The following is a 25,211-nucleotide window of genomic DNA, read 5'->3' on the forward strand; positions in this document are numbered from 1 at the left end:
GACGATGTTGATGGCCACGATGGAGGTGCGCACCGCCTTGCCGACTGCCACGCCCACCCCAGCCGGGCCGCCGGACGCGGTGTAGCCGTAGTAGCAGTGGATGAGGATGATCACGACCGCGAAGACCATGACCTTGAGGAAGGAGTAGAGGACGTCCACCGGTGGGAGGAACAGGTGGAAGTAGTGGTCGTAGGTGCCCTTGGACTGGCCGAAGTACTCCGTGACGATGAAGCGGGTCGCTCCGTAGGACGAGAGCAGGCCGAGGACGTACAGCGGGATGACGGCGATGAAGCCCGCGATCATCCGGGTCGTGACGAGGAAGGGCAGCGACGGGATGCCCATCACCTCGAGGGCGTCGACCTCCTCGGAGATGCGCATCGCGCCGAGCTGGGCGGTGAAGCCGCACCCGACGGTGGCCGCCAGCGCCAGGCCGGCGACGAGCGGGGCGATCTCGCGGGTGTTGAGGTACGCCGAGATGAAACCGGTGAAGGCGCCGGTGCCCAGCTGGTTGAGAGAGGAGTAGCCCTGCAGGCCCACCTGGCTGCCCGTGAAGAAGGCCAGGAAGGCGATCACGCCGACCGTGCCGCCGATGACCGAGAGGGCGCCGGTGCCGAGGGAGACCTCGGCCAGCAGCCGGACGACCTCCTTCTTGTACCTGCGCAGGGTCCGCGGGCTCCACGCGAGGGAGCGCACGTAGAAGCGCATCTGCTCGCCGAGGCTGTCGAGGGCCTCCACGGGCCGGCCGGCGAGGTCGCTGACTCTGCTCATCGTCTGGTTCCCCCGCTCAGATCTTCTGCGGGACGACTTGGAAGTAGATGGCGCTCACGACGAAGTTGACGACGAACAGGAACATGAACGTGATGACCACGCTCTGGTTCACGGCGTCGCCGACGCCCTTGGGGCCGCCACCGGCCGTCAGGCCCTTGTACGAGGCCACCACCGCCGCGATGAACCCGAAGATGACGGCCTTGATCTCACTGGTCCACAGGTCCGCGAGCTGGGCCAGCGCGGTGAACGAGGCGATGTAGGCGCCGGGGGTTCCGCCCTGGATGATGACGTTGAAGAAGTAGCCGCCCGCGACGCCCACCACCGAGACGAGCCCGTTGAGGAGCAGCGCGACGAGCATCGCGGCGAGGACCCGCGGCACGACGAGGCGCTGGATCGGGCTGATGCCCAGCACCTCCATGGCGTCGATCTCCTCGCGGATCTTCCGGGAGCCGAGGTCGGCGCAGATCGCCGAGCCACCGGCCCCCGCGATCAGCAGGGCGGTGACGATCGGGGAGGCCTCGCGGATCACGGCGAGCACGCTGGCCGCGCCGGTGAAGGACTGGGCGCCGAGCTGCCGGGTCAGGGTGCCGAGCTGGAGGGCGATGACCGCGCCGAACGGGATCGAGACCAGCGCCGTCGGCACGATGGTGACCGACGCGATGAACCAGCACTGCTGGATGAACTCCTTGGCCTGGAACGGCCGCTTCGGCAGCGCCCGGAAGACGTCGAGGACGAGGGCGAAGAGCGAGCCGCTCTGCCGCAGCGCCCCGATGGCGGGGTTGCTCACCTGGCCACCTCCCCCGCCAGCTCGGGCGCCGGGTTGACACCGGGCACACCTGCGTTGCCGCTCTGGAACGAGCCGGGGGGCGGAGTGATGCCGTTCTCGCGGCACCACTGCCCGGCCGGCCGGGCCGTGCGGCGCAGCGTGCCGTCACTGGGCTCGAGCTGCAGCGCGATCGGCGGCAGCGGGGGCAGCTCCTGGCCCGACTCCGCCGCCAGCTCGTCCGCGTCCTTCTCCTCGGACATCCCGATCGGCCCGACCCGCTGGGCGTTGAGGAACTGGCGTACGACGGGCTCCTCGGAGCTGAGGAGCATCTCACGCGGGCCGAACATCGCCAGGTGCCGGTGGTAGAGCAGGCCGATGTTGTCCGGGACGGTGCGGGCGGTGTTGATGTCGTGGGTGACGATGAGGAAGGTCGCCTCGATCTGGGCGTTGAGGTCGACGATCAGCTGGTTGAGGTACGCCGTGCGCACCGGGTCGAGACCGGAGTCCGGCTCGTCGAACAGGATGATCTCGGGGTCGAGCACCAGCGCCCGTGCCAGGCCGGCGCGCTTGCGCATGCCTCCGGAGATCTCGCCGGGCAGCTTGCCCTCGGCGCCCTGGAGGCCGACGAGGTCGATCTTCTCGGAGACGATCCGCCGGATCTCGCCCTCGCTCTTCCTGGTGTGCTCGCGCAGCGGGAAGGCGATGTTGTCGTACAGGCTCATCGACCCGAACAGCGCGCCGTCCTGGAAGAGCACCCCGAAGAGCTTGCGCACCTCGTAGAGGTCGTGCTCGCGCAGCCGGGTGAGGTCCTTGCCCTCGATCCAGATCGAGCCCGCGTCGGGCTTCAGCAGACCCACGAGGGTCTTGAGGAAGACCGACTTGCCCGTGCCGGACGGACCGAGCATGACCGAGATCTCGCCCGCGGGGAGGGTGAGGGACACGTCGTTCCAGATGGTCTGGGACCCGAACCGCTTGGTCAGTCCCTCGACCCTGATCTCAACGCCCACTGCTCACCTCGTCGTGGTTGCTGCCTGCCTCTCACGTGGCTGGCCCCGGTTCGCGCTGGTCAACGAGGTGGTGTGGGGAAGGTTACGGCGCGGTGTGCCGCCGGGTCGGCCCCGGAGCGCCGCCGCGCTGGAGGCCGACGGTGTCGTGGGACTCCTGGAGCCAGCCCCGCAGCTCGTCGTCGAGGTCGGAACGCTCGTCGACGCGCACGGTGTGGACCTGCCAGGCGGGCCCGTAGTCCACGATCCGCACCACGCGCGGGCTGTCCAGCCTCCGGTGCAGGGCGAAGGAGGCGTGGAACCCGTGGCGACGGGGGGTCAGGCCCGCGAAGCGCACCCGGGCCACACAGACCAGCCGGGTCTTCTGTGGCAGGACCTGCACGTCGCCCAGGGACTCGAGGAGGGCGACGTACTCGCGGGCCAGGTCCAGCGCCCCGGGATCGGCGCCGGCGAACAGCGCCTCCAGGGTGTGCTCGCCGCAGGAGTGCCACAGGTTGCGGCTCACGAGGCGGGCGCCGCACTTCGGGCAGACCCACAGCGGCCGCTGCTCGCCCGGCACGCCAGAGCCTCCCACCGCCCCAGTATGCCGCCGGGGCGGCTGGGAGCCGGCCGCGCGGCATACGGCTCTGCGCGGGCACGACGAAGGCGGGGCAGGTCCCGTGGACCTGCCCCGCCTCGTGAGGTGCTGAACCCGCGTCAGGCGCGGGCCGACGTCACTTGAGGGTGACGGTGGCGCCAGCGCCCTCGAGGGCCTCCTTGGCCTTCTCGGCCGCAGCCTTGTCGACCTTCTCGAGGACGGGCTTGGGGGCGCCGTCGACGAGGTCCTTGGCCTCCTTCAGGCCGAGGGAGGTCAGCGCGCGGACCTCCTTGATGACCTGGATCTTCTTGTCACCAGCAGCCTCGAGGATGACGTCGAACTCGTCCTGCTCCTCGGCAGCGGCGGCCTCGCCGCCACCGGCCGGGGCGCCAGCGGCCGCGACGGCAACCGGGGCCGCAGCGGTGACGTTGAAGGTGTCCTCGAACTGCTTCACGAACTCGGAGAGCTCGATGAGGGTCATCTCCTTGAAGGCCTCAAGGAGCTCGTCGGTGGAGAGCTTCGCCATGATGGGCGTCCTTTCGCTTGTGTTTCGTATGCCGTGAGTGGCGGTGTGGTTGTGATCGAGCGTGCTCGCGGGGTCGCCCCCGGGAGGTCAGCTCGCCCCGCGCAGAGCGCGGGGTCCCCGGTCGCCACTCAACGTTGGCGTCTGGGGGGTGGCTGGTGCCTAGGCGGGAGCCTCAGCCGGGGTCTCCTCGGCGGCCTCCGCGGCGGGAGCGGCGGCAGCCGGACCCTCCGCCTCGACCTTGGCGCGCAGCGCGTCGACGACACGAGCCGTCTGCGACAGCGGCGCAGCGAAGAGGTAGACGGCCTGGCTGAGCGACGCCTGCATGGCACCGGCCAGCTTGGCCAGGAGAACCTCGCGGGACTCGAGGTCCGCAAGCTTCGTGATCTCCTCCGTGGTCAGGGCCTTGCCGTCGAGGACGCCGCCCTTGATCACGAGGAGAGGGTTCGCCTTGGCGAAGTCACGCAGACCCTTGGCGGCCTCGACCGGGTCGCCATCGACGAAGGCGATGGCGGACGGGCCCTGGAGCTGCCCGTCGAAGGCCGTGACTCCGGCCTCCTTGGCGGCGAGCTCGGTCAGCGTGTTCTTCACGACAGCGAAGGTCGCGTTGCCGCGCAGCGAGTTGCGCAGGTCGGTGAGCTGCTTCACCGAAAGCCCGCGGTACTCGGTCAGCACGGCCGCGCCCGAGGTGCGGAACTTGTCCGTCAGCTCGGCGATGGCTGCAGCCTTGTCAGCTTTTGCCATGTGGGCCTCCCTTCCGTGGTGAGCGACCACACGGCGAGGGCCCGACATGAAGAAGGCCCCGGCGCAGGGCACGGGGCAGCGGGCTCACCTCAGGGCAGATGCCGAGGGATGTCCGTTCAGACGTGGCCTGCGCTGGCTGCCCGCTTCCGCGGGACCTTCGGTCTTGCACCCTGGTGGGTGCGCGACAACCGAGCGGTCTCTGGTCAGGCTCAAGAGTACGGGCCGGGGCGGCGTGGGCCAAATCGGCCTCCCCCCAAGAACGCGTTCGGGGTATTCCCGCGCCGAATGACGCGCAGGAATACCCCGAACGGGTGGAGGGAACCTCAGGCGGTGGCCTCGTCCTCGACCAGCAGGTTGCGGGTGCGGCTGTAGTCCAGCGGGATGCCCGGGCCCATCGTGGTGGCCATGGTGGCCTTCTCGATGTAGCGGCCCTTGGACGCCGACGGCTTCAGTCGCAGGATCTCCTCGAGCGCCGCCGCGTAGTTCTCCACGAGCGCCTTCTCGTCGAAGGATGCCTTGCCGATGATGAAGTGGAGGTTCGCGTGCGTGTCGACGCGGAACTCGATCTTGCCGCCCTTGATGTCGGAGACGGCCTTGGCGGTGTCCATCGTGACGGTGCCGGTCTTCGGGTTCGGCATGAGCCCGCGGGGGCCGAGCACCTTGCCGAGACGGCCGACCTTGCCCATCATGTCCGGCGTCGCGACGACGGCGTCGAAGTCGAGCCAGCCACCGGAGACCTTCTCGATCATGTCGTCGGAGCCGACGTAGTCGGCGCCGGCCTCACGGGCGGCCTCGGCCTTGTCGCCGTTGGCGAAGACCAGGACCCGAGCGGTCTTGCCGGTGCCGTTGGGCAGGTTGACGGTGCCGCGGACCATCTGGTCGGCCTTGCGCGGGTCGACGCCCAGACGCATGGCAACCTCGACGGTCGCGTCGTACTTGGTGGTGGCGGTCTCCTTGGCCAGACGCACTGCCTGCAGCGGCGCGTAGACCTTGGAGGAGTCGATCTTCTCGACAGCGGCCCGGTAGGCCTTGCTGCGCTTCATTTCTGCTCCTGGTGGGTGTGTTGCGGAGTTGTGGTGATGCGGACCAGCGCTGGTCCTGCCACGTGCCGGGAGGGTTCCCGGCCCTGCTCAGCAGAGGTTGCTGCCCTGGGGACAGGTTGCACCCTGTCCTTCCGGCAGCAACCTCTGCAAGCAGAAGTTGCTGCGTGAAGAGGGTCTCAGACCTCGGTGTCGATGCCCATCTGGCGGGCGGTGCCGGCGATGATCTTCATGGCGGCGTCGACGTCGTTGGCGTTGAGGTCGGGCATCTTCTGCTCGGCGATCTCGCGGAGCTGGTCCTTGCTCAGCTTGGCGACCTTGGTCTTGTGCGGCTCGCCGGAGCCCTTCTGCACGCCCGCGGCCTTCTTGATCAGCTCAGCAGCCGGCGGGGTCTTGGTCACGAAGGTGAAGGAGCGGTCCTCGTAGACCGTGATCTCCACCGGGATGACGTTGCCGCGCTGGGACTCCGTCGCAGCGTTGTACGCCTTGACGAACTCCATGATGTTGACGCCGTGCTGACCGAGCGCGGGGCCGACGGGCGGGGCCGGGGTGGCCGCACCGGCCTGGATCTGCAGCTTGATGAAGCCGGAGACCTTCTTCTTGGGGGGCATTGCTGTCCTCTGTTTCTGTGCTGGGCCCACGCCATGGGCGATGACCCGGTTGCATGTCCCGGTATGCCGTGTGGTCACCCGGGTGGGAGCCGTCCGCTCAGATCTTGGCGACCTGGTTGAACGAGAGCTCGACCGGGGTCTCCCGGCCGAAGATCGAGACCAGAACCTTGAGCTTCTGGGTGTCGGCGTTGATCTCCGAGATCGTCGCGGGGAGCGTCTCGAAGGGGCCCTCCATGACCGTGACGGACTCGCCGACCTCGAAGTCGACGACAGCCGTCTCCTTCGGCTTGCCCGGAGCGCCCGCGGGGGCACCGGCGGTGGTCGGCGCGGAGCCGAGGTCGGCGGGGGCCAGCATGGTGAAGACCTCGTCGAGGCTCAACGGCACGGGCTGGTGGGCGTTGCCGACGAACCCGGTGACACCCGGGGTGTGGCGGACGGCGCCCCACGACTCGTCGGTCAGGTCCATGCGGACCAGGACGTACCCGGGCATGCGCACCCGGCGCACGAGCTTCTTCTGGCCGTTCTTGATCTCGGTGACCTCTTCCATCGGCACCTCGGCCTGGAAGATGTAGTCCTCCATGTTCAGGGAGGTCGTGCGGTTCTCGAGGTTGGCCTTCACGCGGTTCTCGTAGCCCGCGTAGGAGTGGACGACGTACCAGTCGCCGAACTGGCTGGCGAGCTTGTCCTTGAACTCCTTGACCGGGTCGACGGGAGCCTCCTCGACGGGGGCCTCCTCGACGGCAGCCTCCTCGGCGGGGGTCTCGTCGTGGGTGGTCTCGTCGGCGGAGACGTCGGAGAACTCGGCGGCAGGGCTGGTGTCAGCGCCGGTCTCGGCGGCAGGGGTCTCGGCCTCGTCGGCGGAGGCCTCGCCGGCCTGAAGGGTCGCGACGTCCTCGACGGACTGCTCAGTGCCGTCGGCGACCTCGTCGCTCTCGGTGGTCCACTGGTCGGACACGCTGATGACCTACTTCCTTCGATGTTTCGCCTGGGTGATGGTTCCGAGGCCGGCGGCAGGGCCGCCCGGGGCTAGCCGCCGAAAACCCACAGGACGAGCTTGGTGAAGGCGTAGTCCAGCGCGGAGACCAGGGCCATCACGAACGACACGAACACGATCACCACGATCGTGTAGTTGACCAGCTCGGACCGGGTCGGCCGCACGACCTTGCGCAGCTCGTCGAGGATCTGGCTGATGAACAGGCTCAACGACTTGAAGAACCGGGACACCGGGTTGCCGCCGCGGTCGCTCTTGCGACCGGTGCGACCAGAGTCGCGGGTCTCCGCGCTCACGTCCGTCACGATGCCTCTTCTCCGATGGGCCTGCTGTGCTCGTCCTGCAACGCAGGGCAGGAGGGACTCGAACCCCCAACCGCCGGTTTTGGAGACCGGTGCTCTACCAATTGAGCCACTGCCCTACGGAACTCATCACGGGGGCGATGGGTTCCGGCCGGCCGATCTCGGGCATGCCGGAAGCATGGCCCAAGTCAACCGATGCAGAAGCATACGTGACGGGCCGCCCCGGACGCGAACTCGCGCCCTCGGCTCCCCGTGACCGCGCTGCGGACGGGCGCACGCGGCACACCTGCGTCTCTGCGACGATGGCGAGGTGACCGAGCAGACCGCCACCAGCCGCCCCGTTCCCGTCACCGAGCTCGCGCCCGAGGCCCTCGCGGCCTTCGCCGCCGAGCAGCGCGCCGCCTACGACGCACTGCTGACCCGTTCGCTGAGGCTCGACCTCACCCGCGGCAAGCCCGCGCCGGCGCAGCTCGACCTCTCCGAGGAGCTGCTCTCGCTGCCCCGCGGCCACGCCGACGCCGGCGGCACCGACACCCGCAACTACGGCGGCCTCCAGGGCATCGCCGAGATCCGCGAGATCTTCGGGGAGCTGCTGGGCGTGCCCGCGTCGCAGCTGGTGGCCGGCGGCAACAGCAGCCTCACGATGATGCACGACACCCTCGTGCACCTGCTGCTGCACGGCGGCGTGGACTCCCCGCGGCCGTGGGCGCAGGAGGAGAAGGTCACCTTCATCTGCCCGGTCCCCGGCTACGACCGCCACTTCGCGCTGCTCGAGTCCTACGGCATCGACATGGTGACGGTGCCGATGGGCGAGCACGGCCCGGACGCCGAGGCGGTCGCGGCCCTCGCGGCCTCCGACCCCAGCATCAGGGGGATGTGGGTGGTGCCGACGTACGCCAACCCCACCGGGGCGGTCACGACGCAGGAGGTCGCCGCACGGCTCGCCGCCATGGAGACCGCGGCGCCGGACTTCAAGATCTTCTGGGACAACGCGTACGCCCTGCACCACCTGACCGCCGACGAGGCCAAGAGCGCGGACATCCTCAGCCTCTGCTCGTCGGCAGGCCACCCGCACCGGGCGGTCATGTTCGCCTCGACCTCGAAGATCAGCTTCGCCGGCGCGGGCGTGGCCTTCCTCGCCGCCTCCCCCGAGAACGTCGAGTGGTACCTCAAGCACCTGAGCAAGGCCTCGATCGGCCCGGACAAGGTCAACCAGCTGCGGCACGCCCAGTTCTTCGGCTCCGCCCAGGGCGTCCGCGAGCACATGGTGCGACACCGCGGGGTCATCGCCCCGAAGTTCGCCGAGGTCGAGCGCATTCTCACCGAGCGGCTGGGCGGCCTGGGCGTCGCCACCTGGACCCGCCCGAGCGGCGGCTACTTCGTCAGCCTCGACGTCCTCGACGGCACCGCCTCGCGCGTCGTCGAGCTCGCCAAGGCCGCCGGCGTCGCCCTCACCCCCGCCGGGTCGTCCTTCCCGAGGGGCGACGACCCCGACGACAGGAACATCCGCCTGGCACCGACGTTCCCCGTCCTGGCCGAGGTCACCGAGGCGATGGACGCGGTCGCGACCTGCGTGCTCCTCGCCGCAGCCGAGCGCGTTCAGGGCGGCGCCTGACGGCCCACTGCAGGGCGTGCCGCGTGGCCCGGACTGGGTCGTTTGTCCCTTTGCGGCGCAGCGCGCCCCGGCAGAGACTGGGCCCATGAGCGATGAGTCCGGCCGCGAGAGCTACGACAACGACCTGGGCAGCTTCAGCCTGGACGAGGAGGACCAGCTGCAGCCCGAGGACACCCTGATCCAGGACGACGTCGAGGACACCCTGGACCGCGGCTACAGCCCGCCGGAGCGGCCGCGCGGCGTGGAGGCGTTCGGCACGACCGCCGAGGAGCAGCACCGGGGCGAGTCGCTCGAGGAACGGATCCGGCAGGAGGAGCCCGACCCCGCCTCGGCCTACGGCGCCCCGGTGAACGAGGGCGGTCTCGACGACGGGGGCGAGCGCATCGGCGGCGACGACCCGGACTCCATCGCCGCCGAGGACGACTTCCTCGCCGACGCCGAGGTCGGCGACCGCCGGGCGGGGCGGCTGGTCGCCCCCGACGAGGGCTCCCACGAGGACGAGGACGAGGAGATGATCGGGCTCGACGCCGGGGTGGACGGCGCCGGCGCCTCCGCCGAGGAGGCCGCCATGCACGTCATCGAGGAGTAGCCCGGCCGCCCGGCCGCCCCGCCACGACCCACCCCCGGGAACCGGCCCGGCACGACGGGCCCGAAGTGGCACACTGCGGGCATGCCGCGCCCTGTCGTCTCCCTGCCCAAGGCGCACCTGCACCTGCACTTCACCGGGTCGATGCGGATCGACACGCTGCGCGACCTTGCCGACAAGCACGGCATGCACCTGCCCGAGTCACTGCTCGCGGCGTGGCCGCCCCGGCTGAGCGCCCGCGACGAGCGCGGCTGGTTCCGGTTCCAGCGCCTCTACGACGCGGCGCGCGCGTGCGTGCGCGACGAGGCCGACATGCGCCGCATCGTGCGCGAGGCGGCGCAGGACGACGCCGCCGAGGGGTCTCGCTGGCTGGAGATCCAGGTCGACCCCACCTCCTACGCGCCGTTCGTCGGAGGCCTGACCCCCGCGGTCGAGATCGTGCTGGACGAGGCCGCTGCCGCCTCCCGCGAGGAGGACGCCCAGGTGGCCGTCGTGGTGGCGGCCAGCCGCATCCGGCATCCCCTCGACGCCCGCACCCTGGCCCGGCTGGCGGCGCAGTACGCCGGCGAGGGTGCCGGGACCGTGGTCGGCTTCGGCCTGAGCAACGACGAGCGGCGGGGCGTGACCGAGGAGTTCGCCCACGCGTTCCGGATCGCCCGTCACGCCGGGCTCGCGCTGGTGCCGCACGCCGGCGAGCTGCTGGGCCCGGCGGCGGTCGAGACCACACTGGAGTCGCTGTGGCCGGACCGCATCGGCCACGGCGTCCGCAGCGTCGAGGACCCCCGGGTGCTCGAGCTCGTCGCCGAGAGCGGCGTGGCCCTCGAGGTGTGCCCGCGCAGCAACGTCGCCCTCGGGGTCTACCCGGCCGCCGAGGAGGTGCCGCTGAGGGCGATCCTGGACGCCGGCGTGCCCGTGGCGCTGGGCGCGGACGACCCGCTGCTGTTCGGGTCGCGGCTGGCGGCGCAGTACGACCTGGCCCGTGAAGCCCTCGGCCTCTCCGACGCGGAGCTGGCCCGCCTCGCGGAGTCCTCGGTCGCGGCCAGCAGAGCCCCCGAGACGCTGAAGAAGGCCGCCCGCGACGACATCGACGCCTGGCTGGCGGCACCGCCGGACCCAACGGCCGTGGCCGGCGACGGTTCCGGCGATGCGAACGGCGGAGGCCGGTGATGAGGCCGGTGAAGGGGCCGGCGACGATTCCGGCGACGATTCCGGCTGCCGGGGCGGGTCTACGTTGGAACCACCACGCCACACACCGCTGAGCAGGAGCGCGCCATGGGCAGGATCGTCTCGAACTTCTTCATCTCCCTCGACGGCGTCGTCGAGCGGCCCGACCAGTGGCACTTCCCCTACTTCGACGAGGCCATGGGCCGGGTCGTCGAGTCGGGCATGGAGAGCGCCAAGGCGTTCCTCATGGGCCGCACCCTCTACGGGGAGTGGTCGGAGTACTGGCCGCAGCAGGAGGAGGACGCCGAGTTCGCCTCGTTCATCAACACCCTGCCCAAGTACGTCCTGTCGCACCGGGACTTCGCAGCGGACTGGCAGAACACCACGGTGCTGAGCGGTCCCGACGACGCGAGCGTTGCCGCGCAGGTCCGCGCCCTCAAGGACCAGGTGGACGGCGACATCGCCATGTCCGGCTGCGCGACCACCGTGCGCTGGCTCATCGCCCAGGGCCTGCTCGACGAGCTGGCCCTGCTCGTGCACCCCATCGCCGTCGCCACGGGGCAGCGGCTCTTCGAGCAGACGGGCACCGTGCCGCTGCGCCTGCTCTCGAGCGAGGCCCTGCCGACCGGTGTGCTCCACCTGAGGTACGCCCCGCAGGCGACGGGTGGGGGCGCTGAGGCGGAGCAGGGCGACGCCGGCGCAGCGACCTGAGAGCCTGACCTACAGGCTGTGGCCGACGAAGACGGGCTCGTTGACCAGGGCCACCCCGAAGGCCTCACGGACGCCCTCGCGGATCCGGCGCGCGAGGGCGGCGATGTCGGCGGCCTTCGCACCGCCCCGGTTGGTGATCGCCAGGGTGTGCTTGCTCGACAGGGCGGCCGGGCCGGGTAGGCCGTAGCCCTTGCCGAACCCGGCCTTGTCGATGAGCCAGGCGGCGCTGGTCTTGACGTTGCCGTCGGGGTCGGCGAAACGTGGCGGCCTGGGGCCGTCCACCCCGAGCCGGTCGGCCGCCCGGGTCTCCAGCGCCTCGAACTGCGACGCCGTCAGGATCGGGTTCGTGAAGAACGACCCGCACGACCAGGTGTCGTGGTCCTCGCCGTCGAGCACCATGCCGCGGTTGCGACGCTGCTGCAGCACGGCCTCCCGCGCGTCGGCCAGGGGCACCCGCTCGCCGGTCTCGACACCGAGCTGCCGCGCGAGGTCGGCGTAGCCGACGGGCTGGGACAGCTCGCTGGGGAGCAGCTGGAAGAGGACGTCGAGCACGACGTAGCGGGGGTGCGCCTTGAAGATGGAGTGCCGGTAGGTGAACGCGCAGTCGAGGCTGCTGAAGGTGCGGACCTGCTGCTCGACGCGGTCCCAGACTCGGACGGACGCGATCGTCTGGGCGACCTCCTGGCCGTAGGCGCCGACGTTCTGCACCGGTGTGGCGCCCGCACCACCGGGGATGCCTGACAGCGCCTCGATGCCCGACCAGCCCTCGGCGACGGCCCGGGCGACCACGTCGTCCCAGACCTCCCCAGCCGCCACCCGCACCATCACGCCGCCGCACAGGTCCGCGGACTCCACGGTGATGCCGGACGTCGCGACCCGGACGACCGTGCCGGGGAAGCCCTCGTCGGCGACCACGAGGTTGGAGCCTCCCGAGAGCACGAGCAGCGGCTCGTCGGCATCGTCGACCTCGCGCACGGCGTCCACGAGCTCGTCGGTGGACTCGGCGGTCACCAGGCGGGCCGCGGGACCGCCCACCCGCATCGTCGTCAGCCCGGCGAGCGGGACGCCCTCCTCCTCGCGCATCAGTCGAGCTGCACGACGGCCTGGCAGCGGCCGAGGACCTTCTCGCCGGCGCAGGTGACGGTCACGTCGACGGTGGCCCGGCCGGTCTCCTCGTCCACGGCCTTCACCACGCCGCTGACCTCGACCACCGAACCGCCGTCGGCGGGGACCACGACGGGCTTGGTGAAGCGGGTGCCGAACTCGACCACCCGGCCGCCGTCGCCCACCCACTCCTCGACGACGGAACCGGCCGCGCCCATGGTCCACATGCCGTGGGCGATGACGTCGGGAAGGCCGACGGACCTCGCGAACGCCTCGTCCTGGTGGATGGGGTTCTGATCACCGGAGGCCTTGGCGTAGGCGACGAGGGTCTCGCGCCGGACGGGCACCGACACGGGCCCGAAGGTGTCTCCGACGCCGGTCTGCTGGAGCGTGCGGACAGCCATCCTCACTCCCCTCCCCGGACCACGATGGTCGAGATGGCCGTGCACAGCGCCTCGCCCGCCGAGGTGGCGAGCTCGGTGCGGGTGGTCACCATGGAGTGCCCCCCGGCGGCCCGGACGCTGTCGACGGTGAGGGTGCCGAGCACCTCGTCACCGGCGGTGATCGGGCGGTGGTGGACGAAGCGCTGCTCGCCGTGGACCACGCGGGAGAAGTCGATGCCGGCCTCCGGGTCCTCGACGAGCTGCCGGTCGCACTGCTGCGCGATGGTCACGGCGAAGGTGGGGGGCGCGATCACGTCACGGTAGCCCGCCGCCCGGGCCGCGTCGGCGTCGGTGTGCACGGGGTCGGTGGTGCCCACTGCCGCGGCAAACGCGGCCAGGGCGGCGGCATCCACGGCATACGGCCCACTGGGCGGGTAGGTGCGCCCCTGGAAGTCAGCGTTCACAGCCATGCGCCCACCCTAGAGGCTGCCGACATGACGAAGCCGCCCGGGACGGAGGGTCCGGGGCGGCTGCCAGTGCTGATCAGGTCAGCGGGTCTCGCGGTGCGCGGTGTGCTTGCCGCAGCGGGGGCAGAACTTCGCCATCTCGAGCCGGTCGGGGTTGTTCCGACGGTTCTTCTTGGTGATGTAGTTGCGCTCCTTGCAGTCCACGCACGCCATCGTGATCTTCGGGCGGACGTCTGCGCTCTTGCTAGCCACGGGGCAACCTGCTCTCGGGAAACTACGGGTGGAGATCTGTCGGCCGCTGCGCAAAGGCGCGGCGACGCAACAGAATACGCGATTTCAGGCTCATTCCCGAAATCGATGCTGTAGCGGGGGCGGGGCTCGATCCCGCGACCTCACGATTATGAGTCGTGCGCTCTAACCACCTGAGCTACCCCGCCTCGGGGTGCCAGCACCTCGCAGTGCTGTCCCAGAGCCCCCTGTCGGAATCGAACCGACGACCTTTTCCTTACCATGGAAACGCTCTGCCGACTGAGCTAAGGGGGCGGGCTCACGACCGTGCGGACCAACCGCTCGGAAGTGCGACGGTGAGACTACACGCTCTCCCACCCGAGTAAGAAATCGGTGTCGGGCACCGCCCTGGACGGGCCGTTTGTTTGGTAAGGCTTACCTTGCCTACACTCGCCCCCGTGATGCCCACGCCGACCCGCACCGCCTCTTCGGCGGTGCACTTCGCGACCCGGCTGGCCGAGTTCGGCGACCGCCCAGCGCTGCTCGGGCCCGAGGGCGACCTCACGTATGCCGCGCTGGCGGCCAGGGTGACCTCCGCCGCGCAGGCGCTCGGCCCCGTCCGCCGCCTCGTCCTCGTGGCGGCGGCCAACGCCGTCGACCCGGTCGTCACCTACCTCGCAGCACTCACGGCCGGGCATCCCGTGCTGCTCACGGCGGGCGACCGGCCGGACGTGCTCGAGGCCATGGTCGCGGCCTACGACCCGGACGTCGTGGCTGCGCCCGGCCCGGACGGCTGGGCGCTCACGGAGCGCCGCCCGGCCACGGCCCACGACCTGCACCCCGACCTGGCCCTGCTCCTCAGCACCTCCGGGTCGACCGGCTCGCCGAAGCTGGTGCGCCTCTCGGGGCAGAACCTCCAGGCGAACGCCGAGGCGATCGGCGAGGTGCTGGGCATCCGCCCCTCCGACCGCGCGGTCACCACCCTCCCGCTGCACTACTGCTACGGCCTGTCGGTGCTGAACAGCCATCTCGAGCGCGGCGCGTCGGTGCTGCTCACCAGCCTGTCGGTGGTCGACCCCTGCTTCTGGGCGGAGTTCTCGCGGCGCGGGGCGACGACGCTCGCGGGCGTTCCGCACACCTTCGACCTGCTCGACCGGGTCGGCTTCGCCGAGATGCCGCTGCCGTCGCTGCGGGCTGTCACCCAGGCCGGAGGCCGGATGGCGCCCGAACAGGTCCGCCGGTACGCCGCGCTCGGTCGCGACCGCGGCTGGGACCTTCACGTGATGTACGGCCAGACCGAGGCGACGGCCCGGATGGCGACCCTGGCGCCCGGCCTGGCGCTCGAGCACCCCGGCGCGATCGGCACGGCGATCCCGGGCGGTTCGTTCTCGCTGGACCCGACGGGCGAGGACCCCGACGTCGGCGAGCTGGTCTACGCCGGGCCCAACGTGATGATGGGCTACGGCCACGGCCCGGCCGACCTCGCCCGCGGCCCGGAGCTCTCGGAGCTGCACACCGGCGACCTCGCCCGCCGCACCCCCGAGGGCGTGTTCGAGATCGTCGGGCGGCGCAGCCGGTTCGCCAAGGTCGTGGGCCTGCGCCTGGACCTCGGCCAGGTCGAGCGCGACCTCGAGCAGCGCGGGCTCAGCGCGCTCTGCGCAGACGCCGGCGACGGGGTCGTCGTGGTCACGCCCGAGCCCTGCGACGCGGCGGCCGTCGCGGCAGGGCTCGCGGCGAGGTACGCGCTGCCACGCGGTGCCGTGACCGTGCTCGCCCAGGTCGAGGCACCCCGGCTGGCGAGCGGCAAGCCGGACTACGCAGCCATCGCCAGGCTGGGGCAGGACGCGGCGGCGGACCGGCCCGCCTCGTCCCCCGCGCCATCCGCGGGTGCCGACGCTGGCGCCGCCGACGTGGTGGCGCTGTACCGCGAGCTGCTCGACGCCCCCCACGCGAGCGCCGCTGACAGCTTCGTGGACCTCGGCGGTGACTCGCTGTCCTACGTCGAGGTCTCGCTGCGGCTCGAGCAGCTGCTCGGCTCGCTCCCGGCGGACTGGCACCTGCGACGGGCCGGTGAGCTCGCCTCTGCGCGGAGGCCGGCGAGCCCTGCCGCACCCCCGCAGCAGCGGGGGCGGCCCTCCTGGCGCCTCTGGCGGGGGTGGCGACAGGTCGAGACCGGGATCGTGCTGCGCGCCGTGGCCGTCCTGCTCATCCTCGCGAACCACACCCACCTCGCCGACGTGCCCGGCGGGGCCCACACGTTGCTGCTGGCGGCGGGATGGAACTTCGCCCGCTTCCAGCTGACGCCGCGCGAGCGCCCCTCGCGGGTGCGCGGCATCCTGCGCAGCGCGGCCCGGGTGTTCGTGCCCAGCGCCGTCTGGATCGGCGGGCTCGCGCTCGTCTCGGACGGCTACTCCTGGCACAACCCGCTGATGCTCCAGCAGGTGCTCGGCGACCACGCGCAGTGGTCGGACCGCTGGCACTTCTGGTTCATCGAGGTGCTGCTGTACTTCCTCGTCGCCCTCGCCGGGCTGCTCGCGGTCCCGGCCGTCGACCGCGCCGAGCGGCGCTGGCCCTTCGCGTTCGCGCTCGGTCTCGTGGGCCTCGGCCTGCTCACCCGGTACGCCCTCGTGGTGCCGGACGCGGGGCCGTACCGGGGCGCCACGGCATACGTGCTGGTCTGGCTCTTCGCGCTCGGGTGGGCCGCCCAGAAGGCGTCACGCACCTGGCAGCGGCTTCTGGTGTCGGCGCTCGTCGTGGCGACGATCCCGGGGTTCTGGGACGACATGCCCGGCCGGGAGGCGACCATCATCGGGGGTGCGCTGCTGCTGCTCTGGGTGCCGGGCATCCGGCTGCCGCGCTGGGCCGGCCTGGCCGCGGGGACGGTCGCGAGCGCCTCGCTGTACGTCTACCTGACGCACTTCATGATCTACCCCCACCTCATGGCCTACGGCTCGCCGCTCGCCATGGCCGCGTGCGTGGCGTTCGGCGTCGCGTACTGGAAGGCCGTGCTGCGGGCGGGGCAGGTCGGGGCACCGGTCCGGGCATGGGCTGCCGGTCTGCTCACCCGGCTTCGCCGGCGAGAGCCCGCGCCCGGTCAGCGGAAGGCCGACTGGCCCGTCAGCGCCTGACCGACCACGAGGGTGTGCATCTCTACCGTGCCCTCGTAGGTGAGCACCGACTCGAGGTTGTTCATGTGGCGGATCACGGGGTACTCCAAGCTGATCCCGTTGGCGCCCAGGATGGTCCGCGCGGTGCGGCAGATCTCGAGGGCCTCGCGGACGTTGTTGAGCTTGCCGACGCTGACCTGCTCCGGGCGCAGGGTGCCGGCGTCCTTGCGGCGGCCGAGGTGCAGCGCGAGCAGCAGGCCCTTGGTGTACTCCACCGCCATGTCGGCGAGCTTGGCCTGCGTGAGCTGGAAGCCGGCGATCGGGCGGCCGAACTGCTCGCGCTCCATCGCGTAGCGCCGGGCCGCGTCGAGGGACGAGCGCGCAGCCCCGAGGGCACCCCAGACGATGCCGTAGCGGGCCTCGTTGAGGCACGACAGCGGCCCCTTGAGACCGCGCACCTCGGGCAGCACCGCATCGGCGGGCAGGCGCACGCCGTCGAGGACGAGCTCGCTGGTCACCGACGCCCGCAGCGACAGCTTGTGCTTGACCAGCGGCGCCGAGAAACCTGGGCTGTCGGCGGGGACGACGAACCCGCGGATGCCGCCGTGCTCCTCACCCGCGTTCGCCCAGACGACCGCGACGTCGGCGATGGACCCGTTGGTGATCCACATCTTCCGCCCGTCGAGGACCCAGTCGTCGCCGTCCCGTCGGGCGCGGCTGCGCATCGAGGCAGGGTCGGAGCCGTGGTCGGGCTCGGTGAGGCCGAAGCAGCCGATCGCCTCACCGGTGGCCATGCGCGGCAGCCACTCCTGCTTCTGCTCCTCGGTGCCCCAGCGCCAGATCGCGAACATCGCCAGCGACCCCTGCACCGAGACGAGCGAGCGGATGCCCGAGTCGGAGGCCTCGAGCTCGAGGCAGGCCAGGCCGTACTCCGTCGCGCTCATGCCGGCGCAGCCGTAGCCCTCGAGGTGCATGCCGAGGAGGCCGAGCGAGCCGAGCTCGCGTGCCAGGCCGCGGATGTCGTCGACCTCGCCCCGCTCGAACCAGTCGGCGACGTAGGGGTCGACCTTCTCGTCGCAGAGCTGGCGCACGGAGGCGCGCACGGCCTTCTCGTCGGCGGACAGCAGGTCGTCGACGCCCGCGAGGTCCATCGGGTCCAGGGGCGGCAGGCGCCGCTCGCCGCCCATCAGCGAGCTGCCTCCGCCAGCTCGGCCACCCGGGCGATGGCGAAGGCGTACCCGCGGGTGCCGCAGCCGACGATCACGGCGTCGGAGACGGCGGAGAGGTAGGAGTGGTGCCGGAACTCCTCGCGAGCGTGGACGTTCGAGATGTGCACCTCGACCACGGGGGCGGTGCAGGTGGCGAGTGCGTCCCGCAGGGCGACGGAGGTGTGCGTCAGCGCACCGGCATTGACGACGATGCCGACAGCGCTGGTGCGCACCTCGTGGACGGCGTCGATCAGGACCCCCTCGTGGTTGCTCTGCCGGAAGTCGAGCCGCAGGCCCGACTCGGCGGCGGCCTTGGCGCACAGCGCCTCGACGTCGGCGAGCGTCTCGCGGCCGTAGACCTCCGGCTCGCGCTCGCCGAGCAGGTTGAGGTTGGGGCCGTTGAGCACGACGACGGTCCGCTCCACCACCGTTGCCACCTCCGCAGGTCGAGTCCGTGTGCCGCGTGATGCCGCGGGCGCCTGCGCGCCCGGGTGCGCTCAGGGTAGGGCACCCCTCAGCAGCGGCACCGCCGGACCAGCCACACGACCAGGGCCAGCACCACCGCGCCGACGGCGATCCTCGGGCCGTAGGTCTTGAGCAGCACCGGCCCCACGGTGCTGCCCAGGTCGATGGCGGCGCCCTCCTCGGCGGTGGCCAGGGGGCGTGCCGGGACCGGCGCCTGCCCGGCCACCGGCCGGACCGGCGTCGGCTGGGCGGGCGTCGGCTGGGCGGGCGTCGGCTGGGCGGGCGCGGCCACCGGCTCGGCCACCTCCGTCGCGGCGGGTGCCGCCTGGGGCGGGGGGCCGAGCCTGCCCTCGATGCAGTCGATGAACTGCTGGAGCAGCTTGTCGGAGACGTCCTGCATGACGCCGCGGCCGAACTGCGCGGGCTTGCCGGTGACCGTCAGGTCTGTCGTCACCTCCGCGCGGGTGGCATCATCGCCCTCGGCCGTCAGCCGGATCGTCACCGTGGCGCCCGCAGTGCCGTTGCCCCGCTTGTCCTTCCCCTTGGCCTCGAGGACGGCGCGGTGCCCATCCTCGTCGCGTTCCACGAACGAGCCGGACCCGGCATACACCAGGGCGATCGGGCCGAGCTTGACCTTGACCGTCCCGGAGAACCCGGCCTCGGTCACCTCGGTCACCGTCGCCCCCGGGAAGCACCCGCCCACGAGCTGGAGGTCCATGAACGTCTGCCAGGTGTCCTCGACGCCGGCCGGCACGGTGAAGCTGTGGGTCAGCTCCATGCCTCACACCCCCGCCGCAGCCAGGACCGCCCTGCGGGTCAGCACGGTGGCGAGGTGCCTGCGGTAGTCCGCGCTGCCATTGAGGTCCGACGGCGGGCTGGTGCCCTCAGCCGCCGCAGCGCAGGCCTCGCGGACGGCTTCGTCGGTCGCCGGCCGGCCGATGAGCGCCTGCTCGACCGCGGTCGCGCGCAGCGGGGTGGACCCCATGTTGGTGAGACCGATCCTGGCCTCCGCGATGGCACCGCCGTCGACCCGCAGCGTCACCCCCACCGCCACGATGGACCACTGGTGCGCGACGCGGACGAACTTCTCGTAGTGCGCGCCCCAGCCGGTGTGCTTGGGCACCCTGATCCGGGCCAGCACCTCGCCCTCGCCGACCGCCGTGTCGAACAGGTCGCGGAAGAAGTCGCCGGCGGCGACGCTCCGCTCACCGCCCGGCCCGGCGATGACGAGCTCGGCGTCGAGGGCGAGCACCGGGGCGCCCACGTCGCCCGCCGGGTCGGCGTGCACCAGCGCGCCGCCCACGGTGCCGCGATGCCGGATCTGCGGGTCGGCGACCTCCTTGACGGCCTTCGCGAGCAGCGCGGCGTGCTGGCGGACCACGTCGCTGGCCAGCACGTCGGCATACGTGGTCATGGCGCCGATGACGACGTGGTCGCCCTCCTCGGTGATGCCGCGCAGCTCCTCGATCCTCCCGAGGTCGATGAGCCTGTCGGGCGCGTTGAGACGCATCCGGAGGACGGGCAGCAGGCTCTGGCCACCGGCCAGGACCTTGGCGTCGTCGCCTGCCTCGGCCAGCGCGGTGAGCGCCTCCTGCAGGGTGGGGGGTGCGGTGTAGTCGAACGCGGCCGGGATCACTGGTCCGCTCCCTTCTGCTCAGCGCCGGGCGCGTCCTGGTTGGGTGCGCCCTGGTCGAAGTGCGGCTGGGCACCACCGGGGACACCTCCCCCTGCGGAGCCGCCGGCCGACTGGATGGCCTGCCACACCCGCTCGGGGGTGCACGGCATGACGATGTCGTTGACGCCCATCGGCCGGAGCGCGTCCACGATGGCGTTGACGACCGCTGGTGTGGAGGCGATGCAGCCGGCCTCCCCGACGCCCTTGGCACCGAGGTCGTTGGTGGTCGACGGCGACACCGTGTTGTCCGTGGTGAAGCTGATCGTGTCGGCCGTGGTCGGCAGCGTGTAGTCGACGAACGAACCGGTCACGAGCGTCCCCTGCTCGTCGTAGACCGCCTCTTCCCACAGCGCCTGGGCCATCCCCTGGAGGATGCCGCCGTGGATCTGCCCCTCGACGATCAGCGGGTTGACGATGACCCCGACGTCGTCGACCGAGACGTAGCGGCGAACCCTCACCTGCCCGGTCTCGGTGTCGACCTCCACGGCACACAGGTGGGTGCCGTGGGGGAACGAGAAGTTGTCCGGGTCGAAGGTCGCCTCGGAGTCCAAGGAGGGCTCCACACCGTCGGGCAGGTCGTGACAGGTGAACGTCTCCCACACCACCTCGGCCATGGACCTGCCCTTGTCGGTGCCCCGGACGCGGAAGGTGCCGCTCTCGAACTCGATGTCGTCGACCGAGGCCTCGAGCATGTGGGCGGCGACCGCCCTGGCCTTCTCGACGACCTTGTCGGCTGCGTTGACGACCGCCTGGCCGCCCACGACGAGGGAGCGGGACCCGTAGGTGTCCAGCCCCTTCGCCGCGACCTGGGTGTCACCGTGGAGGACCTCGACGTCCTCGAACGGCACGCCGAGGCGGTCGGCCACGATCTGGCTCCACGCCGTCTCGTGGCCCTGGCCGTGCGGGGAGGTGCCCGTGACGACCTCGACCTTGCCCGTCGCCAGCATCCGGATGCTGGCGTGCTCCCAGCCGCCGGCCATGTAGCTCAGCGCACCGAGCACGCGGGACGGCGCGAGACCACACATCTCCGTGAAGGTCGAGATGCCGAGCCCGAGCTGCACGGGGTCGTTGCGGACGCGGCGCTCCCGCTGCTCCCGACGGAGCCCCTCGTAGTCGAAGAGCTCTTGGGCCCGCGCGGTCGCGGCCTCGTAGTTGCCCGAGTCGTACTCGAGCCCGGCGACCGTGGTGAACGGGAACTCGTCGTGGCGGATCCAGTTCCGCTCGCGGATCTCCATCGGGTCCGCGCCCACCTCGACGGCGAGCTCGTCCATGAGCCGCTCGATGGCGAAGGTCGCCTCCGGCCGCCCGGCGCCGCGGTAGGCGTCGGTCCACGTCTTGTTCGTGAACACGTTGGTGCAGGTGAACTGGTAGGCGGGGAACTTGTAGATGGCGTTGAACATGAACGCCCCCAGGATCGGGATGCCCGACGTGACCAGGCCGAGGTAGGCGCCCATGTCGGCGAGCAGCTCGACCTTCAGGCCCGTGACGGTGCCGTCCCTGGTAGCCGACAGGGTGAGCTTCTGCCACTGGTCGCGCCCGTGGTGGGCCGACAGCAGCGACTCGCTGCGGGTCTCCGTGTACTTGCAGGGCCGGCCGGTGTGTCGCGCGGCCAGGACGGTGATGACCTCCTCCGGCGTGAACTGGAGCTTGCCACCGAAGCCGCCGCCCACGTCCGGCGCGATGACGCGGACCTTGCCCTCGGGGATGCCGAGGACGGCAGCCGTGAAGGTGCGCACGAAGTGGGGCACCTGGGTGGAGGACCAGATCGTCAGCTGCTCCCCCGTGGGGTCGCAGACCACCGAGCGCGGCTCCATGAAGGCGGGGATGAGGCGCTGCTGGCGGTACTCGCGCTCGATGACGATGCCGTCGGCACGGGCCGTCGCGATGGCCTCGTCGACGCTGCCGCCCGTGCCGGCCTCCTGGGAGTCGAACTTCCAGAACGCGCTCTTGTTGGTCCCGAGGTCGGGGTGCGCCAGGACCTCGTCCGCAGCGGCGCGCTTGAGGTCCAGGGCCGCCGGCAGCTCGTCGTAGTCGACGTCGACGAGCTCGGCGGCGTCCCGCGCGGCTGCGGCGCTGCGGGCGACGACGACCGCCACGACCTCCCCGGCGAAGGCCACCCGGTCCACGGCGACCGAGGGGTGCGGCGGCGCCTTCTGGTCCTCCGCGATGGGCCACGCGTTGGGCAGGGAACCCTGGATGTCCTTGACGTCGGCGCCCGTCAGCACGGCGACGACGTTCGGCGCCTCCCGTGCCGCAGAGGCGTCGACGCTGGTGATGCGCGCGTGGGCGAAGGGGCTGCGCACCATCGCCAGGTGCAGCATGCCGGGCAGCTGGATGTTGTCGGTCCATCGCGTGCGACCGGTCACCAGCCGGGCGTCCTCCTTGCGGCGCCGGGCCGAGCCGACCTCGCCGGCGGGCCTGGTCTCGGTGGCGGTCATGCGTCCGCACCCCCCGTCGCGCCGGCGCCAGCCGCCTGCTGCACCGCCTTGACGATGTTGTGGTAGCCGGTGCACCGGCAGAGGTTGCCCTCGAGCCCCTCACGGATCTCCTGCTCGGACGGGCTCGGGTTGTCCTTGAGGACGTCGATGGCCTGCATGATCATCCCGGGGGTGCAGTAGCCGCACTGGAGCGCGTGGCACTCGTGGAAGGCCTGCTGCATCGGGTGCAGCCGGCCGTCCTGCGCCAGGCCCTCGATCGTCGTCACCTCGTGCCCGTCGGCCTGGACGGCGAGGACGTTGCAGGACTTCACGCTGCGGCCGTCGAGGTGGACGGTGCAGGCACCGCAGTTGCTGGTGTCGCAGCCGACGACGGTGCCCGTCTTGCCCAGCTGCTCTCGCAGGTAGTGGACGAGCAGGGTTCGTGGTTCCACCTCGTCGACGTAGCTGACGCCGTCCACGCGGATGCTGATGCGGGTCATCGATCACTCCTTTGTGAGGGATGGTGCGACGTGGCGGCTCGCCGGGGTCCCGGGGCCGTCGTGGTTCGCCGGGGTCCCGGCGTCGTCCTCGTTCGCCGGGGTCCCGGCGCCGTCGTGGTTCGCCGGAATCCCGGCGCCGTCGTGGTGGTGGATGGGGCCGTCGAGCGCGGCGAGCCGGTCGCCCCGCCCGCCCCACTGCAGCGCGATGATCTCGGCCGCGATGCTCACGGCCGTCTCCTCCGGTGTGCGGGCGCCGAGGTCGAGGCCGATGGGGCTGGAGAGCCGGGCGAGCTCCTGCTCGCCGAGCCCCGCCGCCCTCAGCCGGTCCAGCCGGTCCGCGTGGGTGCGCCGGGACCCCATGGCGCCGATGTAGGCGACGGCGGGCAGGCGCAGGGCGACCTCGAGCAGCGGCACGTCGAACTTCGGGTCGTGGGTCAGGACGCAGATGACCGTCCGCTCGTCGATGCGCCCGGCCTCGACCTCCTCGGCGAGGTAGCGGTGCGGCCACGTGACGACGACCTCGTCGGCCGACGGGAACCGGGTGGCCGTCGCGAACACGGGCCTGGCGTCGCACACGGTGACCTGGTAGCCGAGGAACTTCCCGACGTGGGCGACCGCCGCGGCGAAGTCGATGGCCCCGAAGACCAGCATCCGCGGCGCGGGAGCGAAGGACGAGACGAAGACGCGCATGCCCTCACCGCGCCGTTCGCCGTCCGGGCCGTAGGTGAGCGTCTCGGTGCGGCCCGTTGCCAGCAGTCCACGCGCGTCGTCGGCCACGGCGTCGTCGGACCGGCTGCTGCCGAGCGTGCCCTTCCGCTCGACCGCGGCACCCTCGGGGCGCACCACCAGCCGGCGTCCGATGTGCTCGGGGTCGGGGTGCTCCACGACGGTGGCGACCGCGACCGGGCGCCCGGCCTCGATGTCCTCGGCCACCTCGCCCAGCTCCGGGAACGTCTGGCGGCTGACCTCCTCGACGAAGATGTCGAGGATCCCGCCGCAGGTCAGGCCCACGGCATACGCCTCGTTGTCGCTGACGCCGTAGCGGCGCAGCGCCGGCCGGGCCCCCTGCAGGACCTCTTGGGCCGACTCGTAGACCGCACCCTCCACGCAGCCACCCGAGACCGAGCCCACGGCCTCGCCCCCCGGCCCCACGAGCATGGCTGCCCCGGCCGGGCGGGGAGCGGACCGGAACGTCGCGACGACGGTGCCCACGCCCACGCGCTCCCCTGCCTGCCACCACCGCAGCAGGTCGCTCAGCACCTCACGCACGGGCCACCACGTCCATCAGCTCCTCGAACGTGGCCATCGAGTGCCCGGCGACGAAGTCGTCGACGTACGGCAGGGCGGCCACGATGCCCTGCTGCAGCGGCTGGTAGCCCGCCTTGCCGCGGTGCGGGTTGACCCACACCACGCGGTGGGCCAGCGCCTGGAGGCGACGCATCTGCTCGCCGAGGGCCTCCGGGTGGTCCCGCTCCCAGCCGTCGCTGAACACGACCACGACCGCCCCCCGTGCCATCCCCCGACGGCCCCAGCGGTCGAGGAAGGCCTTCAGCCCGTCGGCCAGCCTCGTGCCACCGGACCAGTCCGGAACGGCGCCGCCGGCGGCGACGAGGGCGCGGTCCGGGTCGCGGTGGCGCAGGCTGCGCGTGACCTGCGTGAGCCGCGTGCCGATGGTGAAGACCTCGACGCCCAGCCCTGCCGCGGTGTAGACGTGGGCCAGCCGCAGCAGGGCGTCGGCGTAGGCGCTCATCGAACCGGACACGTCGATCAGCAGCACGACCCGCCTCGGCCGGTGCCCACGCCGGCGCCACTGCACGCTGCCCGGCTCGCCCATGCGGCGCAGCTGCGCCCGCAGGGTCCGGCGGGCGTCGACGCTGCCCCGCCGCCACGGCTCGTGCCGGTGGGCCCGGCGCCGCGGCGCCCGGGGCCGGAGCCGGGCGAACAACGCGGCCAGCTCGGCCCGCTCCCTGGCGCCCAGCTCGGCGACGTCGCGATGGCGCAGCACCTCCGTGGCGCTGGCCATCGCGGTGACCACGTCCTCGTCCGGGGACGGCTCGTCGCCGGGGCGTCCCCCGTCCGCGAGGTCCGCGACGGCCACCGTGCGGCGCGGCCGCTGCGGAGCGCGACGGGTGGCGCCCGGGGTGGCGCCGAACCACGCGGCATACACCTGGTCGTAGCGCTCGAGGTCTGACGGGCTCGAGCACAGCGTGGCCCGTCCCGCCCAGTACGTGGCCGCCTGGTCGTCGAGGCCCACC

Annotated in this window: 27 protein-coding genes and 3 tRNA genes; 5 read left to right on the forward strand and 25 right to left on the reverse strand. The window is 71.8% G+C overall.

Annotation, left to right across the window (positions count from 1 at the left end; all coding sequences use genetic code 11):
• The 11 genes from VIB11_RS07700 to VIB11_RS07750 all read right to left on the reverse strand — a co-directional run.
• Positions 1-768 (reverse strand): ABC transporter permease (locus tag VIB11_RS07700; RefSeq protein ID WP_332029968.1); only part of this gene is annotated, 768 nt, incomplete at its 3' end.
• Between the two features lie 16 nt (positions 769-784).
• On the reverse strand, positions 785-1,555 hold the full coding sequence (locus VIB11_RS07705; RefSeq protein WP_332029970.1) for an ABC transporter permease: 771 nt from the start codon (positions 1,553-1,555) through the stop codon (positions 785-787).
• Positions 1,552-2,541, reverse strand: coding sequence for an ABC transporter ATP-binding protein (locus tag VIB11_RS07710; protein ID WP_332029972.1), 990 nt, complete (start codon positions 2,539-2,541; stop codon positions 1,552-1,554). The genes VIB11_RS07705 and VIB11_RS07710 overlap by 4 nt, the downstream gene beginning before the upstream one ends.
• Before the next feature lie 82 nt (positions 2,542-2,623).
• On the reverse strand, positions 2,624-3,112 hold the full coding sequence (locus VIB11_RS07715) for a DUF5655 domain-containing protein (protein WP_332029974.1): 489 nt from the start codon (positions 3,110-3,112) through the stop codon (positions 2,624-2,626).
• Between the two features lie 139 nt (positions 3,113-3,251).
• Positions 3,252-3,641, reverse strand: coding sequence for a 50S ribosomal protein L7/L12 (gene rplL, locus VIB11_RS07720; protein ID WP_332029976.1), 390 nt, complete (start codon positions 3,639-3,641; stop codon positions 3,252-3,254).
• A 159-nt stretch (positions 3,642-3,800) separates the two neighbouring features.
• Positions 3,801-4,382 (reverse strand): 50S ribosomal protein L10, encoded by a 582-nt coding sequence (gene rplJ / locus VIB11_RS07725; protein ID WP_332029978.1) that lies wholly within the window; start codon positions 4,380-4,382, stop codon positions 3,801-3,803.
• Positions 4,383-4,705: 323 nt separating this feature from the next.
• Positions 4,706-5,425: a 50S ribosomal protein L1 gene (rplA, locus tag VIB11_RS07730; RefSeq protein ID WP_332029980.1), complete on the reverse strand. Its 720-nt coding sequence runs from the start codon at positions 5,423-5,425 to the stop codon at positions 4,706-4,708.
• Between the two features lie 176 nt (positions 5,426-5,601).
• Complete coding sequence (gene rplK / locus VIB11_RS07735) at positions 5,602-6,033, reverse strand: 50S ribosomal protein L11 (protein ID WP_332029982.1); 432 nt, start codon at positions 6,031-6,033, stop codon at positions 5,602-5,604.
• 97 nt (positions 6,034-6,130) lie between these two features.
• Entirely contained in the window at positions 6,131-6,988 is an 858-nt protein-coding gene (nusG, locus tag VIB11_RS07740) for a transcription termination/antitermination protein NusG (RefSeq protein ID WP_332029984.1), read from the reverse strand.
• A 71-nt stretch (positions 6,989-7,059) separates the two neighbouring features.
• Positions 7,060-7,320 carry a preprotein translocase subunit SecE gene (gene secE / locus VIB11_RS07745; protein WP_332029986.1) on the reverse strand — a complete coding sequence of 87 codons (261 nt, stop codon included), beginning with the start codon at positions 7,318-7,320 and terminating at the stop codon, positions 7,060-7,062.
• Between the two features lie 52 nt (positions 7,321-7,372).
• Positions 7,373-7,445: transfer RNA gene (locus VIB11_RS07750), tRNA-Trp, on the reverse strand.
• 191 nt (positions 7,446-7,636) lie between these two features.
• Here VIB11_RS07750 and VIB11_RS07755 point away from each other — a divergent pair.
• From VIB11_RS07755 to VIB11_RS07770, 4 genes are all read left to right on the forward strand, one after another.
• Entirely contained in the window at positions 7,637-8,941 is a 1,305-nt protein-coding gene (locus VIB11_RS07755; RefSeq protein ID WP_332029988.1) for an aminotransferase, read from the forward strand.
• Positions 8,942-9,026: 85 nt separating this feature from the next.
• A complete protein-coding gene (locus tag VIB11_RS07760; RefSeq protein ID WP_332029990.1) occupies positions 9,027-9,530 on the forward strand; it encodes a DUF5709 domain-containing protein in 504 nt (167 codons plus the stop codon).
• A gap of 81 nt (positions 9,531-9,611) precedes the next feature.
• On the forward strand, positions 9,612-10,694 hold the full coding sequence (locus VIB11_RS07765; RefSeq protein WP_332029992.1) for an adenosine deaminase: 1,083 nt from the start codon (positions 9,612-9,614) through the stop codon (positions 10,692-10,694).
• Between the two features lie 105 nt (positions 10,695-10,799).
• Positions 10,800-11,402 carry a dihydrofolate reductase family protein gene (locus VIB11_RS07770; protein ID WP_332029994.1) on the forward strand — a complete coding sequence of 201 codons (603 nt, stop codon included), beginning with the start codon at positions 10,800-10,802 and terminating at the stop codon, positions 11,400-11,402.
• Positions 11,403-11,411: 9 nt separating this feature from the next.
• Here VIB11_RS07770 and VIB11_RS07775 read toward each other — a convergent pair whose 3' ends face one another.
• The 6 genes from VIB11_RS07775 to VIB11_RS07800 form a co-directional block, all read right to left on the reverse strand.
• A complete protein-coding gene (locus tag VIB11_RS07775) occupies positions 11,412-12,485 on the reverse strand; it encodes a UDP-N-acetylmuramate dehydrogenase (RefSeq protein ID WP_332029996.1) in 1,074 nt (357 codons plus the stop codon).
• The gene (locus VIB11_RS07780) at positions 12,485-12,910 is read right to left on the reverse strand and encodes a MaoC family dehydratase (protein WP_332029998.1); all 426 of its coding nucleotides are present in this window, start codon (positions 12,908-12,910) and stop codon (positions 12,485-12,487) included. The genes VIB11_RS07775 and VIB11_RS07780 overlap by 1 nt, the downstream gene beginning before the upstream one ends.
• 2 nt (positions 12,911-12,912) lie before the next feature.
• Entirely contained in the window at positions 12,913-13,359 is a 447-nt protein-coding gene (locus VIB11_RS07785) for an FAS1-like dehydratase domain-containing protein (RefSeq protein ID WP_332030000.1), read from the reverse strand.
• 78 nt (positions 13,360-13,437) lie between these two features.
• Positions 13,438-13,608: a 50S ribosomal protein L33 gene (gene rpmG / locus VIB11_RS07790; RefSeq protein WP_332030002.1), complete on the reverse strand. Its 171-nt coding sequence runs from the start codon at positions 13,606-13,608 to the stop codon at positions 13,438-13,440.
• 111 nt (positions 13,609-13,719) lie between these two features.
• Positions 13,720-13,793 (reverse strand) — tRNA-Met (locus VIB11_RS07795).
• Between the two features lie 33 nt (positions 13,794-13,826).
• Positions 13,827-13,899: transfer RNA gene (locus VIB11_RS07800), tRNA-Thr, on the reverse strand.
• Between the two features lie 146 nt (positions 13,900-14,045).
• On the opposite strand from VIB11_RS07800, the gene VIB11_RS07805 reads away from it, so the two are divergent.
• On the forward strand, positions 14,046-16,712 hold the full coding sequence (locus VIB11_RS07805; protein ID WP_332030016.1) for an AMP-binding protein: 2,667 nt from the start codon (positions 14,046-14,048) through the stop codon (positions 16,710-16,712).
• Here VIB11_RS07805 and VIB11_RS07810 read toward each other — a convergent pair.
• The 8 genes from VIB11_RS07810 to VIB11_RS07845 form a co-directional block, all read right to left on the reverse strand.
• Entirely contained in the window at positions 16,679-17,878 is a 1,200-nt protein-coding gene (locus VIB11_RS07810; protein ID WP_332030004.1) for an acyl-CoA dehydrogenase family protein, read from the reverse strand. The two genes, VIB11_RS07805 and VIB11_RS07810, sit on opposite strands and share 34 nt — an antisense overlap.
• Positions 17,878-18,324 carry a type II 3-dehydroquinate dehydratase gene (gene aroQ / locus VIB11_RS07815; RefSeq protein ID WP_332030018.1) on the reverse strand — a complete coding sequence of 149 codons (447 nt, stop codon included), beginning with the start codon at positions 18,322-18,324 and terminating at the stop codon, positions 17,878-17,880. Before aroQ ends, VIB11_RS07810 begins: the two co-directional genes overlap by 1 nt.
• A gap of 89 nt (positions 18,325-18,413) precedes the next feature.
• Entirely contained in the window at positions 18,414-19,142 is a 729-nt protein-coding gene (locus VIB11_RS07820) for an SRPBCC family protein (protein WP_332030005.1), read from the reverse strand.
• Between the two features lie 3 nt (positions 19,143-19,145).
• Positions 19,146-20,000 (reverse strand): xanthine dehydrogenase family protein subunit M, encoded by an 855-nt coding sequence (locus tag VIB11_RS07825; protein WP_332030007.1) that lies wholly within the window; start codon positions 19,998-20,000, stop codon positions 19,146-19,148.
• Positions 19,997-22,477: a xanthine dehydrogenase family protein molybdopterin-binding subunit gene (locus tag VIB11_RS07830; protein ID WP_332030009.1), complete on the reverse strand. Its 2,481-nt coding sequence runs from the start codon at positions 22,475-22,477 to the stop codon at positions 19,997-19,999. The genes VIB11_RS07825 and VIB11_RS07830 overlap by 4 nt, the downstream gene beginning before the upstream one ends.
• Positions 22,474-22,956: a (2Fe-2S)-binding protein gene (locus VIB11_RS07835; RefSeq protein WP_332030011.1), complete on the reverse strand. Its 483-nt coding sequence runs from the start codon at positions 22,954-22,956 to the stop codon at positions 22,474-22,476. The genes VIB11_RS07830 and VIB11_RS07835 overlap by 4 nt, the downstream gene beginning before the upstream one ends.
• Positions 22,957-22,959: 3 nt before the next feature.
• The gene (locus tag VIB11_RS07840; RefSeq protein WP_332030012.1) at positions 22,960-24,225 is read right to left on the reverse strand and encodes an XdhC/CoxI family protein; all 1,266 of its coding nucleotides are present in this window, start codon (positions 24,223-24,225) and stop codon (positions 22,960-22,962) included.
• A partial coding sequence (locus tag VIB11_RS07845) for a vWA domain-containing protein (protein ID WP_332030014.1) occupies positions 24,218-25,211 on the reverse strand: 994 nt, incomplete at its 5' end. The genes VIB11_RS07845 and VIB11_RS07840, both read right to left, overlap by 8 nt.

The organism is Pedococcus sp., assembly GCF_036554925.1.
Classification (GTDB): Bacteria; Actinomycetota; Actinomycetes; order Actinomycetales; family Dermatophilaceae; genus Pedococcus_A.